This is a genomic window from Lichenicoccus sp. (genome assembly GCF_965276875.1).
Taxonomy (GTDB): domain Bacteria; phylum Pseudomonadota; class Alphaproteobacteria; order Acetobacterales; family Acetobacteraceae; genus Lichenicoccus.
In genome coordinates, this window is the sequence record NZ_OZ255701.1 from 1,614,101 (window position 1) to 1,632,349 (window position 18,249).

18 protein-coding genes are annotated in these 18,249 nt (G+C 66.6%); 9 read left to right on the forward strand and 9 right to left on the reverse strand.

Features of this window, described 5'->3' with window-relative positions; translation table 11 throughout:
* Positions 1 to 86 precede the first annotated feature (86 nt).
* Genes ACQY4K_RS07800 through ACQY4K_RS07830 form a run of 7 tightly spaced genes read left to right on the forward strand, consistent with a single transcriptional unit; the run spans position 87 to position 4,546 of the window.
* Positions 87 to 968, forward strand: a complete 882-nt coding sequence (locus ACQY4K_RS07800; RefSeq protein ID WP_428394924.1) for a carbohydrate ABC transporter permease — start codon at positions 87 to 89, stop codon at positions 966 to 968.
* Positions 968 to 1,816: a carbohydrate ABC transporter permease gene (locus tag ACQY4K_RS07805; RefSeq protein ID WP_428394926.1), complete on the forward strand. Its 849-nt coding sequence runs from the start codon at positions 968 to 970 to the stop codon at positions 1,814 to 1,816. The genes ACQY4K_RS07800 and ACQY4K_RS07805 overlap by 1 nt, the downstream gene beginning before the upstream one ends.
* Entirely contained in the window at positions 1,813 to 2,397 is a 585-nt protein-coding gene (locus ACQY4K_RS07810) for an NADPH-dependent FMN reductase (RefSeq protein WP_428394927.1), read from the forward strand. Before ACQY4K_RS07805 ends, ACQY4K_RS07810 begins: the two co-directional genes overlap by 4 nt.
* A 44-nt stretch (positions 2,398 to 2,441) precedes the next feature.
* Complete coding sequence (locus ACQY4K_RS07815; protein WP_428394929.1) at positions 2,442 to 2,963, forward strand: acyl-CoA thioesterase; 522 nt, start codon at positions 2,442 to 2,444, stop codon at positions 2,961 to 2,963.
* 5 nt (positions 2,964 to 2,968) lie between these two features.
* Positions 2,969 to 3,475, forward strand: coding sequence for a hypothetical protein (locus tag ACQY4K_RS07820; RefSeq protein WP_428394931.1), 507 nt, complete (start codon positions 2,969 to 2,971; stop codon positions 3,473 to 3,475).
* Positions 3,475 to 3,831, forward strand: a complete 357-nt coding sequence (locus ACQY4K_RS07825) for a DUF3140 domain-containing protein (protein WP_428394933.1) — start codon at positions 3,475 to 3,477, stop codon at positions 3,829 to 3,831. The genes ACQY4K_RS07820 and ACQY4K_RS07825 overlap by 1 nt, the downstream gene beginning before the upstream one ends.
* Complete coding sequence (locus ACQY4K_RS07830) at positions 3,815 to 4,546, forward strand: SDR family NAD(P)-dependent oxidoreductase (protein WP_428394935.1); 732 nt, start codon at positions 3,815 to 3,817, stop codon at positions 4,544 to 4,546. Before ACQY4K_RS07825 ends, ACQY4K_RS07830 begins: the two co-directional genes overlap by 17 nt.
* Before the next feature lie 6 nt (positions 4,547 to 4,552).
* On the opposite strand, the gene ACQY4K_RS07835 is transcribed toward ACQY4K_RS07830, so the two are convergent.
* Positions 4,553 to 5,575, reverse strand: a complete 1,023-nt coding sequence (locus ACQY4K_RS07835) for a restriction endonuclease (RefSeq protein ID WP_428394937.1) — start codon at positions 5,573 to 5,575, stop codon at positions 4,553 to 4,555.
* Between the two features lie 93 nt (positions 5,576 to 5,668).
* The gene (locus ACQY4K_RS07840) at positions 5,669 to 7,738 is read right to left on the reverse strand and encodes a prolyl oligopeptidase family serine peptidase (RefSeq protein ID WP_428394938.1); all 2,070 of its coding nucleotides are present in this window, start codon (positions 7,736 to 7,738) and stop codon (positions 5,669 to 5,671) included.
* An 88-nt stretch (positions 7,739 to 7,826) separates the two neighbouring features.
* Here ACQY4K_RS07840 and ACQY4K_RS07845 point away from each other — a divergent pair, with 88 nt between their 5' ends.
* Together ACQY4K_RS07845 and crcB are read left to right on the forward strand one after the other, a co-directional pair.
* Positions 7,827 to 9,050 carry an MFS transporter gene (locus ACQY4K_RS07845; RefSeq protein WP_428394940.1) on the forward strand — a complete coding sequence of 408 codons (1,224 nt, stop codon included), beginning with the start codon at positions 7,827 to 7,829 and terminating at the stop codon, positions 9,048 to 9,050.
* Positions 9,047 to 9,472 (forward strand): fluoride efflux transporter CrcB, encoded by a 426-nt coding sequence (gene crcB / locus ACQY4K_RS07850; RefSeq protein WP_428394942.1) that lies wholly within the window; start codon positions 9,047 to 9,049, stop codon positions 9,470 to 9,472. Before ACQY4K_RS07845 ends, crcB begins: the two co-directional genes overlap by 4 nt.
* A 395-nt stretch (positions 9,473 to 9,867) precedes the next feature.
* Here crcB and ACQY4K_RS07855 read toward each other — a convergent pair whose 3' ends face one another.
* The 7 genes from ACQY4K_RS07855 to ACQY4K_RS07885 all read right to left on the reverse strand — a co-directional run bounded on the left by ACQY4K_RS07855 (position 9,868) and on the right by ACQY4K_RS07885 (position 18,218).
* On the reverse strand, positions 9,868 to 11,067 hold the full coding sequence (locus ACQY4K_RS07855) for an IS256 family transposase (protein ID WP_428390406.1): 1,200 nt from the start codon (positions 11,065 to 11,067) through the stop codon (positions 9,868 to 9,870).
* Positions 11,068 to 11,449: 382 nt separating this feature from the next.
* Positions 11,450 to 12,157: a hypothetical protein gene (locus ACQY4K_RS07860; RefSeq protein ID WP_428394944.1), complete on the reverse strand. Its 708-nt coding sequence runs from the start codon at positions 12,155 to 12,157 to the stop codon at positions 11,450 to 11,452.
* The gene (locus ACQY4K_RS07865) at positions 12,117 to 13,121 is read right to left on the reverse strand and encodes a DNA-methyltransferase (RefSeq protein WP_428394945.1); all 1,005 of its coding nucleotides are present in this window, start codon (positions 13,119 to 13,121) and stop codon (positions 12,117 to 12,119) included. The genes ACQY4K_RS07860 and ACQY4K_RS07865 overlap by 41 nt, the downstream gene beginning before the upstream one ends.
* A 130-nt stretch (positions 13,122 to 13,251) precedes the next feature.
* Complete coding sequence (locus ACQY4K_RS07870; RefSeq protein ID WP_428394947.1) at positions 13,252 to 13,413, reverse strand: hypothetical protein; 162 nt, start codon at positions 13,411 to 13,413, stop codon at positions 13,252 to 13,254.
* A gap of 53 nt (positions 13,414 to 13,466) precedes the next feature.
* A complete protein-coding gene (gene cobN, locus ACQY4K_RS07875) occupies positions 13,467 to 16,733 on the reverse strand; it encodes a cobaltochelatase subunit CobN (RefSeq protein ID WP_428394948.1) in 3,267 nt (1,088 codons plus the stop codon).
* 7 nt (positions 16,734 to 16,740) lie between these two features.
* Positions 16,741 to 17,763 carry a cobalamin biosynthesis protein CobW gene (cobW, locus tag ACQY4K_RS07880; RefSeq protein ID WP_428394950.1) on the reverse strand — a complete coding sequence of 341 codons (1,023 nt, stop codon included), beginning with the start codon at positions 17,761 to 17,763 and terminating at the stop codon, positions 16,741 to 16,743.
* Positions 17,763 to 18,218: a hypothetical protein gene (locus ACQY4K_RS07885; RefSeq protein WP_428394952.1), complete on the reverse strand. Its 456-nt coding sequence runs from the start codon at positions 18,216 to 18,218 to the stop codon at positions 17,763 to 17,765. The genes cobW and ACQY4K_RS07885 overlap by 1 nt, the downstream gene beginning before the upstream one ends.
* Positions 18,219 to 18,249: the final 31 nt, after the last annotated feature.

Consider the following 18,249-nt stretch of genomic DNA (forward strand, 5'->3'; position numbering starts at 1 on the left):
CGGACGGCGTGGATAGGCAAACCGAGGTCCATTGACGCGGCGGCGCACGGGCGCGAATGATGCCGCCGACGGGTGGGGAGAGATTGTTGCGAACCGGGGCCATCGGAGCAAGCTGGACCCGGGGGGCCATACCCTGGCTGTTCGTCGGTCCCGCGACCGTGATGTTCGCGATCTGGGTCCTCTACCCGATCTTCGACAGTTTCCGGATCAGCTTCTATCATTGGTCCGGCATCGGCCATCCCCGCTTCATCGGGTGGCACAACTATGCCGAGCTGTTCGCCAGCGACACGTTTCGTCAGTCCATCATCAACAACATCCTCTGGCTGCTGCTGATGATGCTTGCACCCCCGCTGGGGCTCGCGGCGGCCTTGCTCCTGAACCAGCAGATGCTCGGCATGCGGATCGCCAAGACCTTGTTCTTCTTTCCGTTCGTGCTCTCCCAGGTGGTCATCGGCGTCGTCTTCTCGTGGTTCTACCAGCCGGCCGGCGGACTGCTCGATACGCTGTTGCGCGGCTTCGGCGGCAGCGGTCTCGCGGTGCTGTCGAACCCGAACCTGGTGACCTTCGGCATTATCGCCGCCGGGCTGTGGCCGCAGACCGCCTATTGCATGATCCTGTATCTCACCGGCCTGAACGGCCTCAATCCCGAACAGATCGAAGCCGGACGGCTGGACGGCGCACGTGGCTTGCGCCTGCTGTGGCACGTTGTGCTGCCGCAATTGCGAGCCTCGAACTTCATCGCCTTCGTGGTCACCATCATCGGCGCGCTGCGCAGCTTCGACCTGATCGCGGTGATGACCCAGGGCGGTCCGTTCGGCAGCTCCAGCGTGCTCGGCTGGATGATGTATCAGGAGGCGATCAGCAACTATCGCTACGGCTATGGTGCGGCCGTCGGCGTCGTGCTGTTCGTGATCATGTCTGTGTTCATCGGCGTCTTCCTCTGGCGCATCCTGAAGACCCTGAACTGATGTATCCGAACCAGATCTCTCCCCGCCGGCGCGGCATGCGCGTACTTTATGGCTGCCTGGTGGCGTTCGCGATCGCCATCTGGCTGCTGCCGCTGCTCGCGGTGTTGCTCACCTCACTGCGTTCACTCGCCGAGATTAATGCCGGCGAGTTCTGGACCTGGCCGAAGCGGCTCGCCTTCGTCAATTATGTCGACGTGTTCCGCCAGACCGGCATGGCGCGCTACCTGCTCAACAGCCTGATCATTACGGTGCCCGCGGTCATCGGTGCGATTACGCTCGCGACACTCGCCGGGTTCGCGCTCGCCAAATACCGTTTCCGCGGTGATCGGCTGCTGCTCGCGCTCTTCATCGGCGGCAATTTCGTGCCCTACCAGATCCTGATGGTGCCGGTGCGCGACTTTTCGCTGCATCTCGGCCTGTACAACACCTTCTGGGCGCTGATCCTGTTCCATACGGCGTTCCAGACCGGCTTTGCGGTGTTCTTCACGCGCAACTTCATCGCCGAACTGCCGGACGAGCTGATCGAGGCGGCGCGCCTCGACGGCATCTCCGAATGGGCAATTTTCCGTCACATCGTGCTGCCGCTCACCCGTCCGGCGATCGCCGCCCTCGCGGTGCTGCTGTTCACCTTCGTCTGGAACGACTATTTCTGGGCGCTGGTGCTGGTGCAGAGCAGCGGGGTGAAGCCGGTAACCACAGCGTTGCAGGCGCTGCTCGGCCAGTTCATCGCCGCCTGGCAACTGGTCTCGGCGGCGGCGCTGATCGCGGCCATGCCGCCGATGGTAATGTTCTTTGCCATGCAGCGGCATTTCATCGCCGGCCTCACCCTGGGGGCGACCAAAGGATGACCGAACGCCTGACCATCCCCGTGCTGCTCGGCTCGGTGCGTCGCGACCGTTTGGGCATACGTGCCGCAACCTTCATCATCACCGCCCTCGCCGCTGCCGGGCACGAGGCGGTGCTGGTCGATCCGATGGCGCTGGGACTGCCGCTGCTCGACCGAATGTACAAGGAGCACCCCAAAGGCCACGCGCCGGAGCCGCTGGAGCGCCTGGCGGCGCTGTATCGGCGCGCCGACGGCTTCCTGCTGGTCAGCGGCGAATATAATCACGGTGTGCCGCCGGCGCTGTCGAACCTGCTCGACCATTTCCTCGAGGAGTATTTCTGGCGGCCATCGGCGATCCTCTGCTATTCCGCCGGCCAGTTCGGCGGCGTTCGTGCCGCGATGGCCTTGCGCATGATGCTCGGCGAACTCGGCATGCCCAGCATCCCGACCCTGCTCGCGATCCCGCGCCTCCAGCAGGTGCTCGACCAGGACGGCCGACCGCTTGCGGACTGGGTTGCCCGATCGGCCGACCGGTTTCTGGCCGAGTTCGCATGGTATGCGCGGGCACTGCGCGCGCAGCGGCAGGCTGGGACGCCTTATTGAAGCGGCCGCGGCTTGACAAGGCTCATGACCAACCATGACAATTCATGGTTGCAATCCAAGCCGCGGGAGGCTCGATGCAGGCTGACGGACCAGTGCCGGCGCACGCTTCACAGGCGGCCGACTCTCTGTTCGCGCGTCATATCGAGATCGCGCCCACCGACACCGACGAGTCCGGCGTGGTCTATACGCCGCGGATCGCGGATTTCGTCGTCGAGACGGTGGAGACCTGGTTCGTCGACCGTTTGGCCATGGTGCTGCATGCAAACGGTCGGCACATGGTCTTTGCCTCGCTGTCCTGCACCTTCCTCTCACCGATGCGGCCGCGCGACGGCATGGAAATCCGGGTGGCGCTGCGACGCATCGGGCGCTCCTCCCTGGGTTTCGAGATCGTCGGTCTGAGGCAATCCGACGACCGGCTCTGCTGGATGGCGGAGACCGTGTGCGTCTTCATCGAGCCGCAGAGCTTTCGCAGCCGCACGATCCCGCCGGAGTTGCGCCAGGTGCTGCGCGCCGAGGCGGACCTCGCCATCCGCCATCCCTTCGCCGACCGTACGATGGGCGCCTGAGCCGAATGGCCCAGAAAGCAAACAAGACGACTGCCAGCAGGACCGACCCCGAACTCTGGAACCGCGTCAAGCAACAGGTCACCGCCGAGGCGGAGGGCGGCAATCCGGGACAATGGTCGGCGCGCAAGGCGCAGCGTGCGGTCAGGCTCTACAAGCAGGCCGGCGGCGGCTACGACGCACCCAAATCCGCGGATAACCACCTGTCGCAATGGACTGACCAGGATTGGGGAACCCGCTCGGGTGAGCCGAGCGGCGAGACCGGCGAGCGCTATCTGCCGCGTCGCGCGCGCGAAGGTCTCAGCCGCGCCGAATACGACCGCACCACCGCAAAGAAGCGTGCCGACACCGCCAAGGGCCGCCAGTTCTCCAAGCAGCCGGCCGACATCGCCCGCAAGACCGCGGCCGGTCCGACCCGCGCCGAACTCCTCAAGGAAGCGGCGCGCCACCAGATACGTGGGCGCTCGCGTATGACCAAGGCAGAGCTCGGCCATGCGCTGCGAGGGCGCTCCTGATGGATGACGACGACACCGAGGGGATCGCCCGCGAATTCAGGCGGGTCGTGAACATGCCTCCCGCCGCCTTGCGCAAATGGCTGCGGACCGAGGAGAGCCGGTCGGTCGGCATGACCCCGGACGGCGAGAAGGTTACTGATCCGAAACAGGACGAGGCGGTCGGCCATGGCATGGGACGGACCATCCTGGCGATACGCGCCAAGAAGGCGGCGCAGCTTGACGCGGACGATTATGCCGCGATGCGCAAGGTGATCGGCTACGTGCATCGCCATTCCAAGCAGCGGCCGAAGGGCGACGTCACCGACACACGCTGGCGTCACGCTTTGATGAACTGGGGTCATGATCCCCTCAAATAGCGAAGGCGTGGCGGTGGTCGTCGGCGCCTCCGGCGGTATCGGCGGCGCCCTGGTCCGCGCCCTGCAGGAGGGCGGCCGCTACCGTCGCGTGCTGGCCTTGTCGCGCCGAGGGCCGGAAGGCCGGATCGATCTGCTCGACGAGGACAGCATCGCCAAGGCGGCGCGCGGTCCGGTCGCGGACGCGTTGCATGACGCGGGCGCTTCGCTGCGTCTGGTGATCGTGGCCACCGGCGTGCTGCAAGGCGAGCGGATCGCCGCCCCGGAGCGCAGCTATCGCGGCCTCGACGCGGACAGCCTGATGGCCTCGATGCGCATCAACATGATCGGCCCGGCGCTCGTCGCCAAGCACATGCTGCCGCTGCTGCCGCGCCAGGGCAGGAGCGTGTTCGCGGCCCTCTCCGCGCGCGTCGGCAGCATCGGCGATAACCGGCTCGGCGGCTGGCACGCCTATCGCTCGGCAAAGGCGGCGCTGAACATGATGCTGCGCAACTTCGCCATCGAACTCGCGCGCACGCATCCCGAGGCGCTGGTGCTCGGCCTGCATCCGGGCACCGTGGCGACGGCGCTCAGCCAACCTTTCCAGGCCGGCGTGGCCACGGAGAAGCTGTTCACCCCGGACGTCTCGGCGGCCCGGCTGCTTTCTGTGATCGAGGCGGCGACGGTGGCCCAAAGCGGCCAGGTGCTCGCCTGGGACGGCGCGATGGTGCCGCCGTAGCTCGTCTCAGGCCGCGAACGAGGCCAGCTCGTCCTCGTGCAGCAGCACGATCCCGGTGCGTGCCGCGAGTTGCCGCGCCGCTTCGGTGAACGGGGCATTGGAGACTATCGCGGCGAGATCGCTATGCTGGTGTTCGCGCACCATGCAGGCCTCCCGGACTGCATCGACATCCACCGGATTGCCGGAGGTGTGGCATTGCAGGGCCAGCACCAGGCCATTGCTGCGTGCGATCACGTCGGGACCCGGCAGTCCGGTGGAAAACCGGGTTCGCGCATCCCACCCGGCATGGCGCAGCCGCACCACGCAGCGGGCCTTGTAGTCCCCGTCGCTCGGTGGTTCGGCCGCGGGAGAGGACTCCTCATGGCGCAACGGCAGGACAACAGCGGGCGGCGGATCCTCTGCCTCGGCCTGCAACGGCGTGCGCTTCAGTCTGGCCAGCACGAACCGCACCAGCAGCGTCGCGACGATGATGATCAGTGCCCAAAGCATCACAACCGCGAACAGATGGCTGCTGCGTTGCGTCTGCACCGTGCGGGCGGGCGTCTGGGGGGGCGTGTGGGTTGTCACCGGCGTTGTCACTGGCGGGGGAGGCGGCGGCGGCAGCGAGACCAGCGGCGCGATCGCGCGCAATGGGGCCGCGGGCGGCGGCGGCACCACTGCGCGCATTGCGGCGGCGCTCGTGACGTTCGTCCGCGGTTCGTGCGCAGTCTGCCGATCGTGCGGTGCTACGGCCAGTCCGTGTACCGCGCGCACGCTCGATCGCCGGAAGAACAGCGGCGGCTCGCCGGCGTGCGGCGGCTCGCGTCGCAACAGCAGCAGCCCCCGGCGCCCGGCAAAAGGCAGACGCTCCCAGTGCTGCCATGGCGCTACCCGAAAGCAGTGGCCACGCGCCCGTGCCGAGCTGCTTCGAGCAGCCAGCGCGGCCGGGTCGATGCACGCATGGGTGACGTGGCGAACATGATAGAGCTCTTCGGAAAAGCCGGTGGTCGGCAGCAACAGCAGCAGGCCGATGAGCGGCAACTGTCGCATGAGTGGGCTCACCTCATCATAGGCTCGCGCTGAGGATGTCATAACGCCGCGGGGGCGTAAACGCGCCGGCTGGTGCCCCGCGGCTTCATGACGTCATTCCATCAGCTTGGCGGTGAGGTAGGTATATTCGAGCGCCTGCTCGCGGGCGATCTCGCGCAGGTTGGCCCCCGCCGCGTGGCCGCCCTCGGTCTCCTCGTAATAGAGGAACGGCAGATGCAGCTGCTGCATCTTCCAGGCGAAGTGTCTTGCGTGCACCGGGCCGACGCGGTCGTCCCTGCTAGTGGTGAAGAGGAACGGCTCCGGGTAGTCCACGCCGGCCTTGAGATTGGCGAGTGGGGAAATGCTGGCCAGGAAGGCGCGCTGCGCGGGGATGCTGACGCTGCCATACTCGCCGACCCAGGACGCACCGGCGGCCATCGTCTCGTAGTGCAGCATGTCCAGCAGCGGCACCTCGATCATCACCGCGCGCCATAGTGACGGGTGCTGGATGAACTCCACCCCCATCAGCAGCCCGCCGTTCGAGCCGCCGCGTATGCCCAGGCGACGCGGCGAGGTGACGCCGCGCGCGATCAGGTCGCGGCCGACCGCGGCGAAATCGTCGAAGGCGCGCTGGCGGTGCGTCTTGATCGCGGCCTCGTGCCATTTCGGCCCGAACTCGCCGCCGCCGCGTATGTTGGCCAGCGCGTAGACGCCGCCATGCGCGAGCCAGAGCTTGCCGAGCAGCGCCGAATAGAGCGGCGTCATCGAGACCTGAAAGCCGCCATAGGCATAGAGCTCGGTCGGATTGGCGCCGCTCAGCTTCATGTCGCGGCGATGCACCAGGAAGTACGGGATCATCGTGCCGTCCTTCGAGCGCGCCTCGAACTGCTCGACGACATAGGGGCGTGCGTCGAACTGCGCCGGCAGCGCCTTGATCCGCGCCGTCGCGCCGGTGCGGGTCTCGGCCAGCCACAGCGTGCTGGGATCGAGGAAGCCGGTGACGCCGAAGAAGGCGCGGTCGTCGTGCGGAGAGGTCGCGGCCACCTCGACCGAGACATTCTCCGGCAGCGTCAGCCGCTTCGCCTGCCAGCCGCCCCGCGTCGGCGTAAACACCCGGCCCTGGCCGCGCACATTGTCGTAGATCGCAGCCGCCAGTGTCGTTTTGGTCGCCGCCATGCTGTCGACCGTCTGACGCGGGCCCGGGGCGAAGATCAGCATCGGCGGTGCCGTGGGATCGGCCAGCTCGAGCGAGACCAGGCTGCCGGCGCGCACTGGAGGGGCTTGCTTCGGTGTCCAGTCCTGGTCGATCTCCACCACCAGCCGGCCGTCCACCAACGCCTCGATGGTCGAGCGCGGCGGCAGGTCAAGCCGCAGCAGCCCGGACGGCGTGACCAGGGTGTGCTCGATACTGAAAAAGCTAACGGCACGTTCGATCAGGGTGGCGCGATGGCCGTCGCCGTCCGTGAACGTCTCCGGCGAGACGCTGACATCGTGCGGCGAGCCACGAAAAATTTCGTGCGCCTGCCCCAATGCCGCGCCGCGCGTCAGGCTTTTCACCACAAACGCATAGCCCGATTCCGTCATGGTCCCGGGGCCCCAATCGCGCGCGACCAGCAGGGTCGTGTCGTCGAGCCAGTCGACCTGCTGCTTCGAGCGAGGCAGCGTAAACCCGCCCGGCACGAAACGGCCGGTTTTCAGGTCGAACTCGCGCTCGGTCACCGCATCCTCGCCGCCATCCGAGAGCGACACCAGGCAGAACCGCTCCTGCGGCTCGGCACAGTTCGCACCCTTCCACACCCAGTTGGCATGCTCCGCCCTGGACAGCGCGTCGAGGTCGATGACCGTGTGCCAGGCAGGTGTCGCCGTGCGGTAGAAGGCAAGGCTGGTGCGCCGCCAGATGCCGCGCACGTGGCCTGAATCCTGCCAGAAATTATAGATCGCCTTATTCAGCGGCTCGGGTGCGGGAATGCGGTCATGGGTCTGCAGCAGGGCCAGCGCCTCCTTGTGGAACGGCGCGAAATGCACGTCGCTTTGCAGCACGCCCAGGCTGCGGCGGTTCTGCGCCTGCACCCACGCCATCGCCTGCTTGCCATGGATACTGGACAGGAACGCAGGTGGCGCCGCAACGGCGGGCAGTCCCGCGATGATCAGCAGGGCGGCAAGGAGGTGCGCTGTTCTCGGCAATGGCTGGCTCTCCGGCGGGCCTCGGCCGGATTGCCGAAACGTCCTCAACAGCTAAGCTAGCTCAGCATTGACGAAGGACGCAGCACCCATGGCGAACGGTTCCGCATCCTCCCTCGACCGCAGCGCCGTCCATGTCATCGCCGCCTGCTATCTCGGCTGGACGCTCGATGCGTTCGATTTCTTCATCATGGCGTTCGTGCTCAACCAGGTGGTCCGGACCTTCGGCGTGTCGGTCGGCGCCGGCGCCTTCGCCTTCACCCTGACGCTCGCCTGCCGCTTCATCGGCGCGCTCGTCTTCGGACGGCTGGCCGACCGCTTCGGGAGACGACCGACGATGATCGCCAACGTGCTCTGCTATGCGGCGCTGGAACTGCTCACCGGGTTCGCCACCAGTTTCACGATGTTCCTGATCCTGCGCGGGCTCTACGGGGTGGCGATGGGCGGCGAGTGGGGTGTCGGCGCCTCGCTGGTGATGGAGAGCATCCCGGCACGCTGGCGCGGCGCGGTCTCCGGGCTGCTGCAGACCGGCTATCCGATGGGCTTCCTGCTCGCCTCGTTGCTCTCGATCGCCGAGCCCGCGCTCGGCTGGCGCGGCATGTTCTTCGTCGGCGCCGCACCTGCCCTGCTGGTGCTCTATATACGCCGCGCGGTGCCGGAGAGTCCCGACTGGCTGGCCCGCGACACTGCCGCGGCGCGTGTCTCGATCTTCACCGTGCTGGGCCGCAATCTCGGCCTGACAGTGTTTGCCGTCTGCCTGATGATGGGCTTCAACTTCTTCTCACACGGCTCGCAGGACCTGTATCCGAGCCAGTTTCTCGCGCGTCAGCATCACCTGCCACATGCTGACGTGTCGCTGATCATGATCATCATCAACATCGGTGCGATCGTCGGCGGTCTGGGCGCCGGGGTGTTGTCGCAGCGTATCGGCCGGCGCTGGGCGATCGGCCTGCTGGCCCTGCTCGCCTTGCCGGTGATCCCGCTCTGGCTGTTCTCCAATGGCATGGTCTGGATCGCGCTCGGCGGATTCCTCATCCAGGTCTGCGTGCAAGGCGCCTGGGGCGTGGTTCCGGTCTACCTCAACGAGATCTCGCCGCCGGCGATCCGTGCGACCTTTCCGGGCGCGGTCTACCAGCTCGGCAACTTCCTGGCGTCCGGCAACGCCAACCTGCAAGTGTGGTTGTCTGGACCGCTCGGCAGCATCGGTGCGGCGATGGCGCTGGTCGTGGGCCTCGCCGGCCTGCTCATCGCCCTGCTGGTCAGCGTCGGCCGCGAAGCGCGCGACGTGCGCATGGGACGCGAACTCCGCGCATGACGACGCTGTGGATCGCGCTGGGCGGCGCGCTCGGCAGCGTGGCGCGATTCTGGCTGGCGGCACTGGCCGAGCCGATCAGCCGTTCGCTGCCGCTCGGCACGATCGCGATCAATGTCTCGGGCTCCTTGCTGATCGGCTTATTCGGCACATTGACCCTGCATAACGGCCGCTTTCCCGCCTCAGAGTCGGTGCGGCTTTTCGTCATGGTCGGCTTCTGCGGCGGCTTCACCACCTTTTCGTCGTTCAGCCTGCAAACCCTGGAGCTGCTTCGCGCAGGCGCCTGGACGCGCGCACTGGTCAACATGGCCGCATCGCTGCTGCTCTGCCTGGCGGCGGTCGCGGCCGGCCATGCGCTTGCAGCCCAGATCAACGGCGGCGCCAGGCACTACGCGGAGATCGAGACCGAGGAAGAGACCTTCTGACGCTGTCCGGACTTCCGGATCCTGGTTTTCGGCGCCTGGTGCAGAGTCAAAGACCCAGCCTCGCTGCTCGACTACAAGGACCAAACCGGCGCACCCCTCCAGCGCCCAGCACCCCCTCGCCCGCCGCGATCGCTTCAACCGCGCTTTGATCAAAAGGACCGGCGTCACCTCTGCAATCCGTAATCGGGTTCAGCAACCACCTGGCCAGAGTTGTGTCTGGCAAGTCCTGCAAAATGGTTTGGGCGCGGCGGTCACGGTGGTGATCGCAATTGTTCCTTGATCGCGTGACGGCTCTGAGCGGGGGAGGATTGGCCGGGTCGAGGCTGGCGCTCTTGCGCCACCGCGAAGCGGCGCGGAGCGGCCTTGAGGCGGACAAGCCTCCCCCGCATCCTGGGTCATGCAGCCAAGGCTCGCAGGGTTTCTTTCTTGTGCTCCCGCAGGTGCTCCATGTTGAGATAACGTAACGCTTCAAGCCAACCCTCGTGCGTCTCGATGGCCAGCGCGCGTGAGAGGCGCAGGCAGCTGGCGGTGTTGGGGAAGATGCGCACCACCAGGGTGCGGCGCTTCAGCTCCTGGTTCAGCCGCTCCAACATGTTGGTCGACTTCATGTGCTTGTGATGGGCTCTGGGCAGCCGATAGTAGGTGAGCGTCTCTTCGACGTTCTCCTCCACCCAGGCCACCAGCTTGGAATACTTGCCCTGCCATTTGGTGACCCACTGGGCGATGTCGCGGCGGACCTCCTCGATGTCGCGCCGGTCATAAAACCAGCGCAGCTCCATCAGGCAGTCGTCGTCATGCTTGCGCGGCAGGTAATCCAACGCGTTGCGCAGAAAGTGCACGTAGCAGCGCTGCCAGGCCGCCTCGGGCAAGATTTCCCGGATCGCCGCCTTGAGGCCCGCGTGATCGTCGCTAACCACATACTCCACCCCGTGCAGGCCGCGCGTCCGCAGTCCAGCCATGAAGTCTCGCCAACTCGACCGGCTCTCGCGGTTGGCGACCTCCACGCCCAGCACCTGGCGCCGCCCCTCCCAATCCACGCCGATCGCAATCAGCACCGCCTGGCTGACAATCACGCCGCCTTCGCGCACCCGCTCGTAGCGGGCATCCACAATGAGGTAGGGATACGGCTCCTCCAGCCGCCGACCAAAGAACGCCGTCAGCTTCTCGTCCAGCCGCGACGTCGCCTCGCTGATCGTCGAGGCCGAGAAGCTGTGACCGCATAGCTCCTCGGTGATTGCCTTGACCTTCCGCGTCGAGACACCCTGCACATACATCTCCGCAAGCGCCCCGACCAAGGCCTTCTCCGACCGCTGATAGCGCTCGAACAGCTCCGTCGAAAAATGACCCGCCCGGTCCTGCGGAACCCGAAGCTCCAAAACGCCGACACGGGTGATCAGCTTGCGGTCGTAGTAGCCCGACCGATGGCCCACCCGCTCGGCCGTTCGCTCGCTCTTGCCAGCTCCCAGCGCCTCGGTCATCTCCGCCTCTAGCACCTCCTGCAATGCCGCCTGCAAAACCGCCCGAAAGCCGTTCTCGTCAGACAGCAGCAGCGCCTTCATATCCGCGCCCAATGGCGCTAAATTCAACTTGGTCATGGCATCGCCCTTCCACGGGGTTGGTGACTTCGAACATCACCACTTTGCCATGACCACCTCGCTACCGCGATTTTGCAGAACCTTCAGGACACTACCCAAGCCGACGTGCGAACGCGAATCAACCGAGAGAGTGCTGCCGGCCCCATAATCCTATCGCGCGCTCCGCGCGACGTGATACCCGTCAGCCCATGGATAGGTCGCCGGATATCTATGATGAAGCCGACGAGGCGGCGGACGAACCCGCCACGCTTAAGGCTGAGCGCCAAGCCGCCGCTGGTATAGGCGTGCCACACGACGAGGTCGCCACCTGGGTACGCTCTTGGGGCACCGCAACCGAGTTGCCGCGACCGAAAGCGAGCAAGAGAAACCTGCTATAACCGAATTAAAATCGGACTTCATATTTTCGAATAATACGTGTGAGCACAGCCCCATAATCCATCTCGGTTTGTTTCTGGTCTAACCACTCGAATGGATATGGCGGCTCGTTCGTTGCCCGGAAACGAAGAACCAGGAACTCGTCGAAGTTCGGTCCTGCCCGGGCCAATAGTCGTCGTTCGGCTTCCGCGGCTTCTTGAACTGGGGGTTTCTGCCCCTTTTCCCCAGTCGCCCATGCCTTATCGCCCTCATATGAGACATACCGAGAGGCATGGTTGATGCCGACGATCCCGACAGTGATTGGCGTTCCGCCAGCTTTCAGGAACTCCCGCTTCTGATTCTGCAGATCGTTCATCACCCGGTCGATCTGCTTGATCATGGATTTGGCGAGGATTTTGACCTCTGTGCCTACTTCAACGGTGGCAACGGACCCACGAGCCACGGTAAAACCCGGCACAACAACCACCACAGCTTGCGGGATTAGTTCACCGAACGTCCCATCCCCCCGGCGCGCATCGATTCCGCGCAACTGATTGCGGACGTTGAGAACACGCGTTTGAGCGTCGACACCGATTTTAAACTTAGGCGAACGGTTGAGAGCGTACAAGTCCTCGGGCAAGCACCACGCTACCGAATCACCGAGGCTCGAATCCCGGTGGAGGTAGCGGTTGCCGTTAAACAGGCTGCGAAAGCGATTCAGCAAACGGTATTGCAAGCTTGCTTGCTTTCAGAGGAGCAAGTTCAGGTAAGGCGTGAAGCTGCACTGTCGCTCGCGCGGCGCCTGTGAACCGGGGTTGGGAAGAAGCCGCGCACAGACGGCTATGGGCAATCTTGAGGTAAGTGGATTCAATTTCGTTCCCGATTGAGTTACGTCCGGCATTCAGCGCCGCAAGATTTGTGCTCCCAGTGCCCGCGAACGGATCAAGCACGATATCGCCCGCGAATGAAAACATCCGCACCAGGCGATCCGCCAACTCGACTGGATAGGGTGCAGGATGCCCGGAACGAGTAGAAGCACCTTTCACATCGGTCCAGATCGAGCGCCACCATGCCTGCATCTCCCGCTTGGTGAGCATGGAAAGGACCTTCTGCATTGGCTGCGGTGTTCTGTAAGAGCCACCCTTGCGAAGGAACAGAATATATTCGATATCGTTTTTAACCACTGCTCCAGGCTGATATGGCTTGCCGTAGAAGCCTGCACCGTTACCCTTGGCCTCCGTGGCCCCGTTGGCTATCTTGTGCCAGAGGATCGGGGTTAAGCAGTCCAGGCCGATCTCGCGTGCCCGCACTTGTATGTCGGCATGCAAAGGCATGACGTAGTGCCGGCCAGCGCTCTTGCGGGGTATGCACACGTCGCCAACCACACAGCAAATGCGTCCGCCCGGAACCAGAACGCGGGCACACTCCGACCACACCCGATCGAGCTCGCGCAGGAACCGGTCGTAGTCGGCAATTGCCCCCATCTGCCCGTCATTCTCCGCATACGCCTTTAAAGTCCAGTAAGGCGGAGAAGTCACAACCAGATGCACGGACTCATTTGGCAACCAGGAAAGGTCGCGCGCATCACCCTGCCGGAGCTGGTGGGAAGTTTCATCGAACGGGGTCGGCCATGGTCCTGTACGGAACTTGGCGTTAGCGCTCAGAAGCTCGGCGAGGCCTGTAGAAGTCGCGTCGTTCACGCCCACCCACTCATGGTCATCAGCCCTAGCGCGCCAGCCAGCCGACACAGCCGATCCGAGTCGACGGCTTCTTAACTTGTCACCTTTGAGTCCCGCGAGCCAGCCCCGATGGTGGCTGAGGGGCGGCGTATCAGACGGTCGTTTCGAGCGGACCGATCGTGTCGAGGGTGAAGGAGCGGCCGCGTAGGGCGACGAAGGTCCAGCCCATGCGCATCAGCAGGGTGGCCTCCGACAGGCTGTTGACGATCTGGCGCGTGCCGCACGGGTGCGTCAGCGTAATGCGGTAGGTCATCGTGATTGCTCCTGGCGTTCACGTGATCTTCCGCTGTTTGGATTGATAATCCGTTACTGCTCCGCGAGCAGTTCGCGGGCGCTGTTGGTTTTTGGCTGCCAGAGATTGCGGGTGAGCGCGTCGCGGAAATCCGCCTGCATGGCGCGGCGGGCTTCGGGGTTTGCGCGGGCCAGGAAATCGTCTGTCGTAGAGTCGCCCAGGGTGGCGGCGAGAACCAGGTCGTATTGAATATCGAAACGGTTCGGCAGCGTGCGGGCAAAGGCGTGCAGCGCGGTCAGGCCGCGCGCGATCTCGGCGGCACCGCGATAGCCGTGACGGCGCATCCCTGCGATCCAGACGGGATTGGCGAGGCGGCCACGCACGATGCGCGCCACCTCCTCATGCACCAGGCGCAGCTTTGGCGATGTGGGACGCGAACTGTCGGCGTGATAGAGCGTGGGCGTGGCCCCCAGCAGGGCGGCGGCGGCGGCAAAGCCGCCTTCATGGGCGGCGTAGTCTGGGCTGTCGAGCAGGTCGGTCTCGGCATGGTCCTGGAGATGCAGCAGCGCGTCGCTGGCGGCAACGCGGGCGGCGAAGCCTTCGGGATCGGCAGTGCCGTTGCGACCGCTGCCATAGCCGGCTGCGGAGGCATCGAGATAGGCGCGGCCGAGGGCGGCGCGATCAGCAGCCGTGAGCAGTGCGGCACCGCCGGCACCGTGCGCGCCTGGGGCTGGTCCGTAGATACGGCAGGGGGATGCTTCGCCACTTGCAGCGAGCGGATTGAGGGTGGGGCTTTCGACGCGCGCGGCGATGGCGCTGACCGCGGCGTCGAACAAGGTGATCTGCGATTCGAAGGTATCGCGGAACAGGCCGGAGATGCGCAGGGTCACATCGACTCGCGGCCGGTCCAGCAGTGCGGTTGGTAGGATTTCGACGCCGCTCATGCGCCCGGAGGATTCGTCCCAGAGTGGGGTCGCGCCGATCAGGATCAAAGCGAGGGCGAAGTCCTCCCCGCCGGTGCGCAGGCTGGTGCTGCCCCACAGATCGATCACCAGGCTGCGCAGCCAGTCGCCGTGCTCCTGGCGGTGGCGCTCCAGCAGCGCCTCGGCCATGCCGGCGGCCAGGGTCATTGCCGCGCGCGTCGGCACCGCGCGCGGGTCCAGCGCGAACAGGTTGCGCCCCGTGGGCAGCACGTCGACGCGCCCGCGCGAGGGCGCGCCGGCCGGACCGGGAGCGACGAAGCGCCCGTCGAGTGCGTCCAGCAGAGCTTGCGATTCTGCCGTGGCGCAGGCGTCGAGTGCGTGTTCGATGCCGGTGGCATTGGGGCTGGCGGCGCGGATGGTGTCGGCCAGGGCGGCGCGGTCACAGGGTGGCTCGCCGAAGACGTGCAGGCCCTCGCGGATTTGGAGGTCTTTGACGTCGCAGAGCCAGGCGTCGAGCCGGGCGAGCGCGTCCGTGTCGTTGTCGGCGGTGTCGGCGCCACTCTCCGCCAGCAGGCCGAGGTCGCCGGCGCGCGCGAGGATCCCGCCGCGCAGCATGGCGGTGCGTCGCGTATCGAGGCCGTCGGCGGCGGCGTAGTCGTCGATCATTCGGTCGAGTTCGCCGGCAACGCCGCCGGCCGCGCGCATCGGCGGCGTGAGATGGCCGATGGTGACAGCGCCGAGGCGTCGTTTGGCGACCGCCGCCTCGCCGGGATTGTTGACGATAAACGGATAGATCACCGGCATACCGCGCAGCATCGCCACCGGCCAGCATTCCGCCGAGAGGGCGGCGGCCTTGCCGGGCAGCCATTCCAGCGAGCCGTGGGTACCGAGATGCACCACCGCGTCGGCTTTGAAGGCGTGGCAAAGCCAGAGATGGAAGGCGACGAACGCGTGGCTGGGTGGGGTGTCGGGGTCGTGATAGGCGGCGCGCCGGTCGTGGTCCGGGAGCGCGCGGTTTGGCTGCACCGCGACGACGACGTTGCCGAGACGCAGATGCCGCAGGCTGAAATCGGCGGGTGGCGTGCCCCAGTGCGCATCAAGTGACTGGTTCAGTGCGGCGGGCAGGTTCCGGCGCAGGCGGGCGTAGTCGGCACGTGTCAGGAATGGCGTGGGGGGCGCGTGGCAGAGCGCGTCGGCGAGTTCATCGGGCGGCGGCGGGGTGTCGTAGCCGGCTTCGCGCAGGCGGCCGAGGATTGCGTGCAGGCTGGCTAAGCTGTCGAGCCCGACGGCGTGGGCGATCTGGCCGCCGAGGCCGGGATAGTCGGACAGCACGATGGCGATCCGGCGCGTCTCGCGTGGTGCCGCGGCGAGCCTCGCCCAGCCGGCGGCGCGGTCGGCGGCGAGAGCGATGCCGTCCGGATCGGCGCGGTTGATAATGCGGGCGAATTGGAGCGTGGCGGCAGGGACGTCCGCCGCCTTGAACGAGATTGCGGTGGTGAGCAAGCGGCCGTCGAGTTCCGGCAGCACCACCTGCATGGCGAGGTCGGTCTGCGACAGGCCGCGGGCGCTGGCGGCCCAGGCGTCGCGTCCGCCGACCACGAGGGCAAGTTGCAGGACTGGCGCGCCGGCGGCCTCCAGGCCGGGTGCGGAGAAAGCGGTCGCGGATAGCACCACCGCCGGCCGCCAGGCACGCAACCGATCGAGCACGCAGTCGCGCGCGTCGGGGTCCTTGAGGCTGCTGGCGAACAGGGCGCGAACCGACAGGCCATGTTCGAACAGGGCGGTGGCGAGGGCGGTGATCGGCTCGGTGTCGCCGCACAGGAGATGCGAGCGGTAGAACACGATCACCGCGAGTGGCCGGTCGGGCGCATTCAGGCCAGGCAGCGGGAAGTCGCCGGCAGCGGGGAGTATGTCGGGCTCGGCGCCGTCATCCGGGTTGAGGCCGGCCAGGTGTGCCGCGAGGGCGAGCGCGTGCGCGGCGTTGCTGGGCCCACCCTGGCGTAGGAAGCCATCGAGACGGGCGCGGTAGGTCGGATCGATGGTGGAAAGGCTGGCGAGGCGCGGATCGTCGGGGCCGTCGCCGGGGAGCACGGCGAGGGCGATGCCTTGAGCGCGGCACACTGCCGCCACCTCCTCGACCCCGTAGCGCCAGTATTCCAGGCCGCCGAGCAGGCGGATCACCACGCAGCGCGCGGCTGCTACCACCTGCTCGACCAGCAGATCGACCGACATCGGGTGGCGCAGGCGTGCGAGATTCGCCAATCGCAGGCTGGGTAGGATGTCGTTCCAGGCGGCGGCCCAGGCGCCGAGGTCGCTGTCGGAAAAGGAGAGGAACAACAGGTCGGCGGGGCTCAGCCCGGGATCGCAGGCGGCCTCGGCCGCGTCCAGCGTCCGGGTTTCGTGGACCAGCAGATGCATGCGGCGCTCAGGCCAGCGAGGCGCTGATCGCGTCGCGATCGAGTCCGGCGCGGCCGATCACCACCAAGCGGCCGGACCGCGCCTCGTCGGCGTCCCACGGCCGGTCGAACTGGTGGGTGAAGCGCGCGCCGACGCCTTGGACGGCGAGCCGCATCGGCCGGCCACGCACCGCGGCGAAGCCCTTGATGCGCAGGATGTCGTGCGCGCCTGCAGCCACCTGCAATGAGGCGATCAGCCGCTCCGGCGCTTCGCATTCCTCGATGGCGATCACGAAGCTTTCGAAATCGTCGTGCTCGTGATCGTCCAGGCCATCGTGGTGCGAGGGGCGGTGGTCGAGATCGTCCTCGGCGGCGCTGGCCAGACCAAGCAGCAGCGCCGGCGGCACCTGGCCGTGACGGGCGCGCACGGTCTTGACCGCGCGCGGGATGCGGGCGGCGATCTCTCGCTCCAGCCGGGCGCAGGCGGCCTCGTCCAGCAGGTCGGTCTTGTTGAGCACGACGAGGTCGGCGCAGAGCAGCTGGTCCTCGTAGACCTCGGCCAGCGGGTTATCATGGTCGAGCGAGGGGTCTTTGGCGCGGGCACGGGCGACGGAATCGGGATCGTCGGCGAAGCGTCCCGCGGCCACCGCCGGCGCGTCGATTACCGTCACCACCCCGTCCACCGTGACCCGGTTGCGCACCGAGGGCCAATTGAAGGCGCGCAGCAGCGGCTTCGGCAGCGCCAGGCCGGAGGTCTCGATGACGATATGCTCAGGGGGCGCCGGACGATCGAGCAGACGCTGCATGGTCGGCAGGAAGTCGTCGGCAACGGTGCAACAGAGGCAGCCATTGGCGAGTTCAATGATGTCGTCGTCGGTGCAGCCGGTGGCACCGCAGCCGCGCAAGGTGTCGCCGTCGATGCCCAGAGCGCCGAACTCGTTGACGATGATCGCGATCCGCAGGCCGCCGGTGCGGGCCAGCACATGGCGCAGCAATGTGGTCTTGCCGGCGCCGAGGAAGCCGGTGATGACGGTGGCGGGGATACGGCTCATCAGTTCTGTCGGGCGCGGATCGCGGCGCGGCGTGCGGTGATCATGGCGGCGAGCCGGGCGGCGATCTCGGGGTCGCGCCAGAACAGCACGATGGCGGCGAGCAGCCCGCCATGCAGCAACAAGGCACCGGCGCCAAGATGCACCATGCCCCAGATCAGGCCCGGGCCGGCCGCCATGGCGGCACAGGCCAGCGCATAGCCGGCGAGCCGAATTGGTCCCACGGGGGCGCCGAAGCGCCAGAGCACGGCGCCGGTGACGACGACCGCGATCGCCGCCTTGAGCAGAGCCATGGCACGCAGCAGGTGGGCCATGTCCGCGTCAACGGTCGCGGGTGCGCTGATGGCCGCGATGGTTCCCGCCGCAAGCCCGGCGGCGACCGCGAGCAACAGCAGCGCGCGCGTGGCAGCCGGCGGCAGTGTCGCACCCGGGCGGGTCCGCGGCGGGTGGATCATCATGTGTGACATCTGCTGTGACATCTCCCTGGCC

Bases quoted from the DNA above. Each gene is read 5' to 3' on its own strand.
- ACQY4K_RS07805 (WP_428394926.1), top strand. From the start codon at position 968: ATGTATCCGAACCAGATCTCTCCCCGCCGGCGCGGCATGCGCGTACTT.
- ACQY4K_RS07810 (WP_428394927.1), top strand. From the start codon at position 1,813: ATGACCGAACGCCTGACCATCCCCGTGCTGCTCGGCTCGGTGCGTCGC.
- ACQY4K_RS07815 (WP_428394929.1), top strand. From the start codon at position 2,442: ATGGTTGCAATCCAAGCCGCGGGAGGCTCGATGCAGGCTGACGGACCA.
- ACQY4K_RS07820 (WP_428394931.1), top strand. From the start codon at position 2,969: ATGGCCCAGAAAGCAAACAAGACGACTGCCAGCAGGACCGACCCCGAA.
- ACQY4K_RS07825 (WP_428394933.1), top strand. From the start codon at position 3,475: ATGGATGACGACGACACCGAGGGGATCGCCCGCGAATTCAGGCGGGTC.
- ACQY4K_RS07830 (WP_428394935.1), top strand. From the start codon at position 3,815: ATGATCCCCTCAAATAGCGAAGGCGTGGCGGTGGTCGTCGGCGCCTCC.
- ACQY4K_RS07835 (WP_428394937.1), bottom strand. From the start codon at position 5,575: ATGCGACAGTTGCCGCTCATCGGCCTGCTGCTGTTGCTGCCGACCACC.
- ACQY4K_RS07845 (WP_428394940.1), top strand. From the start codon at position 7,827: ATGGCGAACGGTTCCGCATCCTCCCTCGACCGCAGCGCCGTCCATGTC.
- crcB (WP_428394942.1), top strand. From the start codon at position 9,047: ATGACGACGCTGTGGATCGCGCTGGGCGGCGCGCTCGGCAGCGTGGCG.
- ACQY4K_RS07855 (WP_428390406.1), bottom strand. From the start codon at position 11,067: ATGACCAAGTTGAATTTAGCGCCATTGGGCGCGGATATGAAGGCGCTG.
- ACQY4K_RS07870 (WP_428394947.1), bottom strand. From the start codon at position 13,413: ATGACCTACCGCATTACGCTGACGCACCCGTGCGGCACGCGCCAGATC.
- cobN (WP_428394948.1), bottom strand. From the start codon at position 16,733: ATGCATCTGCTGGTCCACGAAACCCGGACGCTGGACGCGGCCGAGGCC.
- cobW (WP_428394950.1), bottom strand. From the start codon at position 17,763: ATGAGCCGTATCCCCGCCACCGTCATCACCGGCTTCCTCGGCGCCGGC.
- ACQY4K_RS07885 (WP_428394952.1), bottom strand. From the start codon at position 18,218: ATGATGATCCACCCGCCGCGGACCCGCCCGGGTGCGACACTGCCGCCG.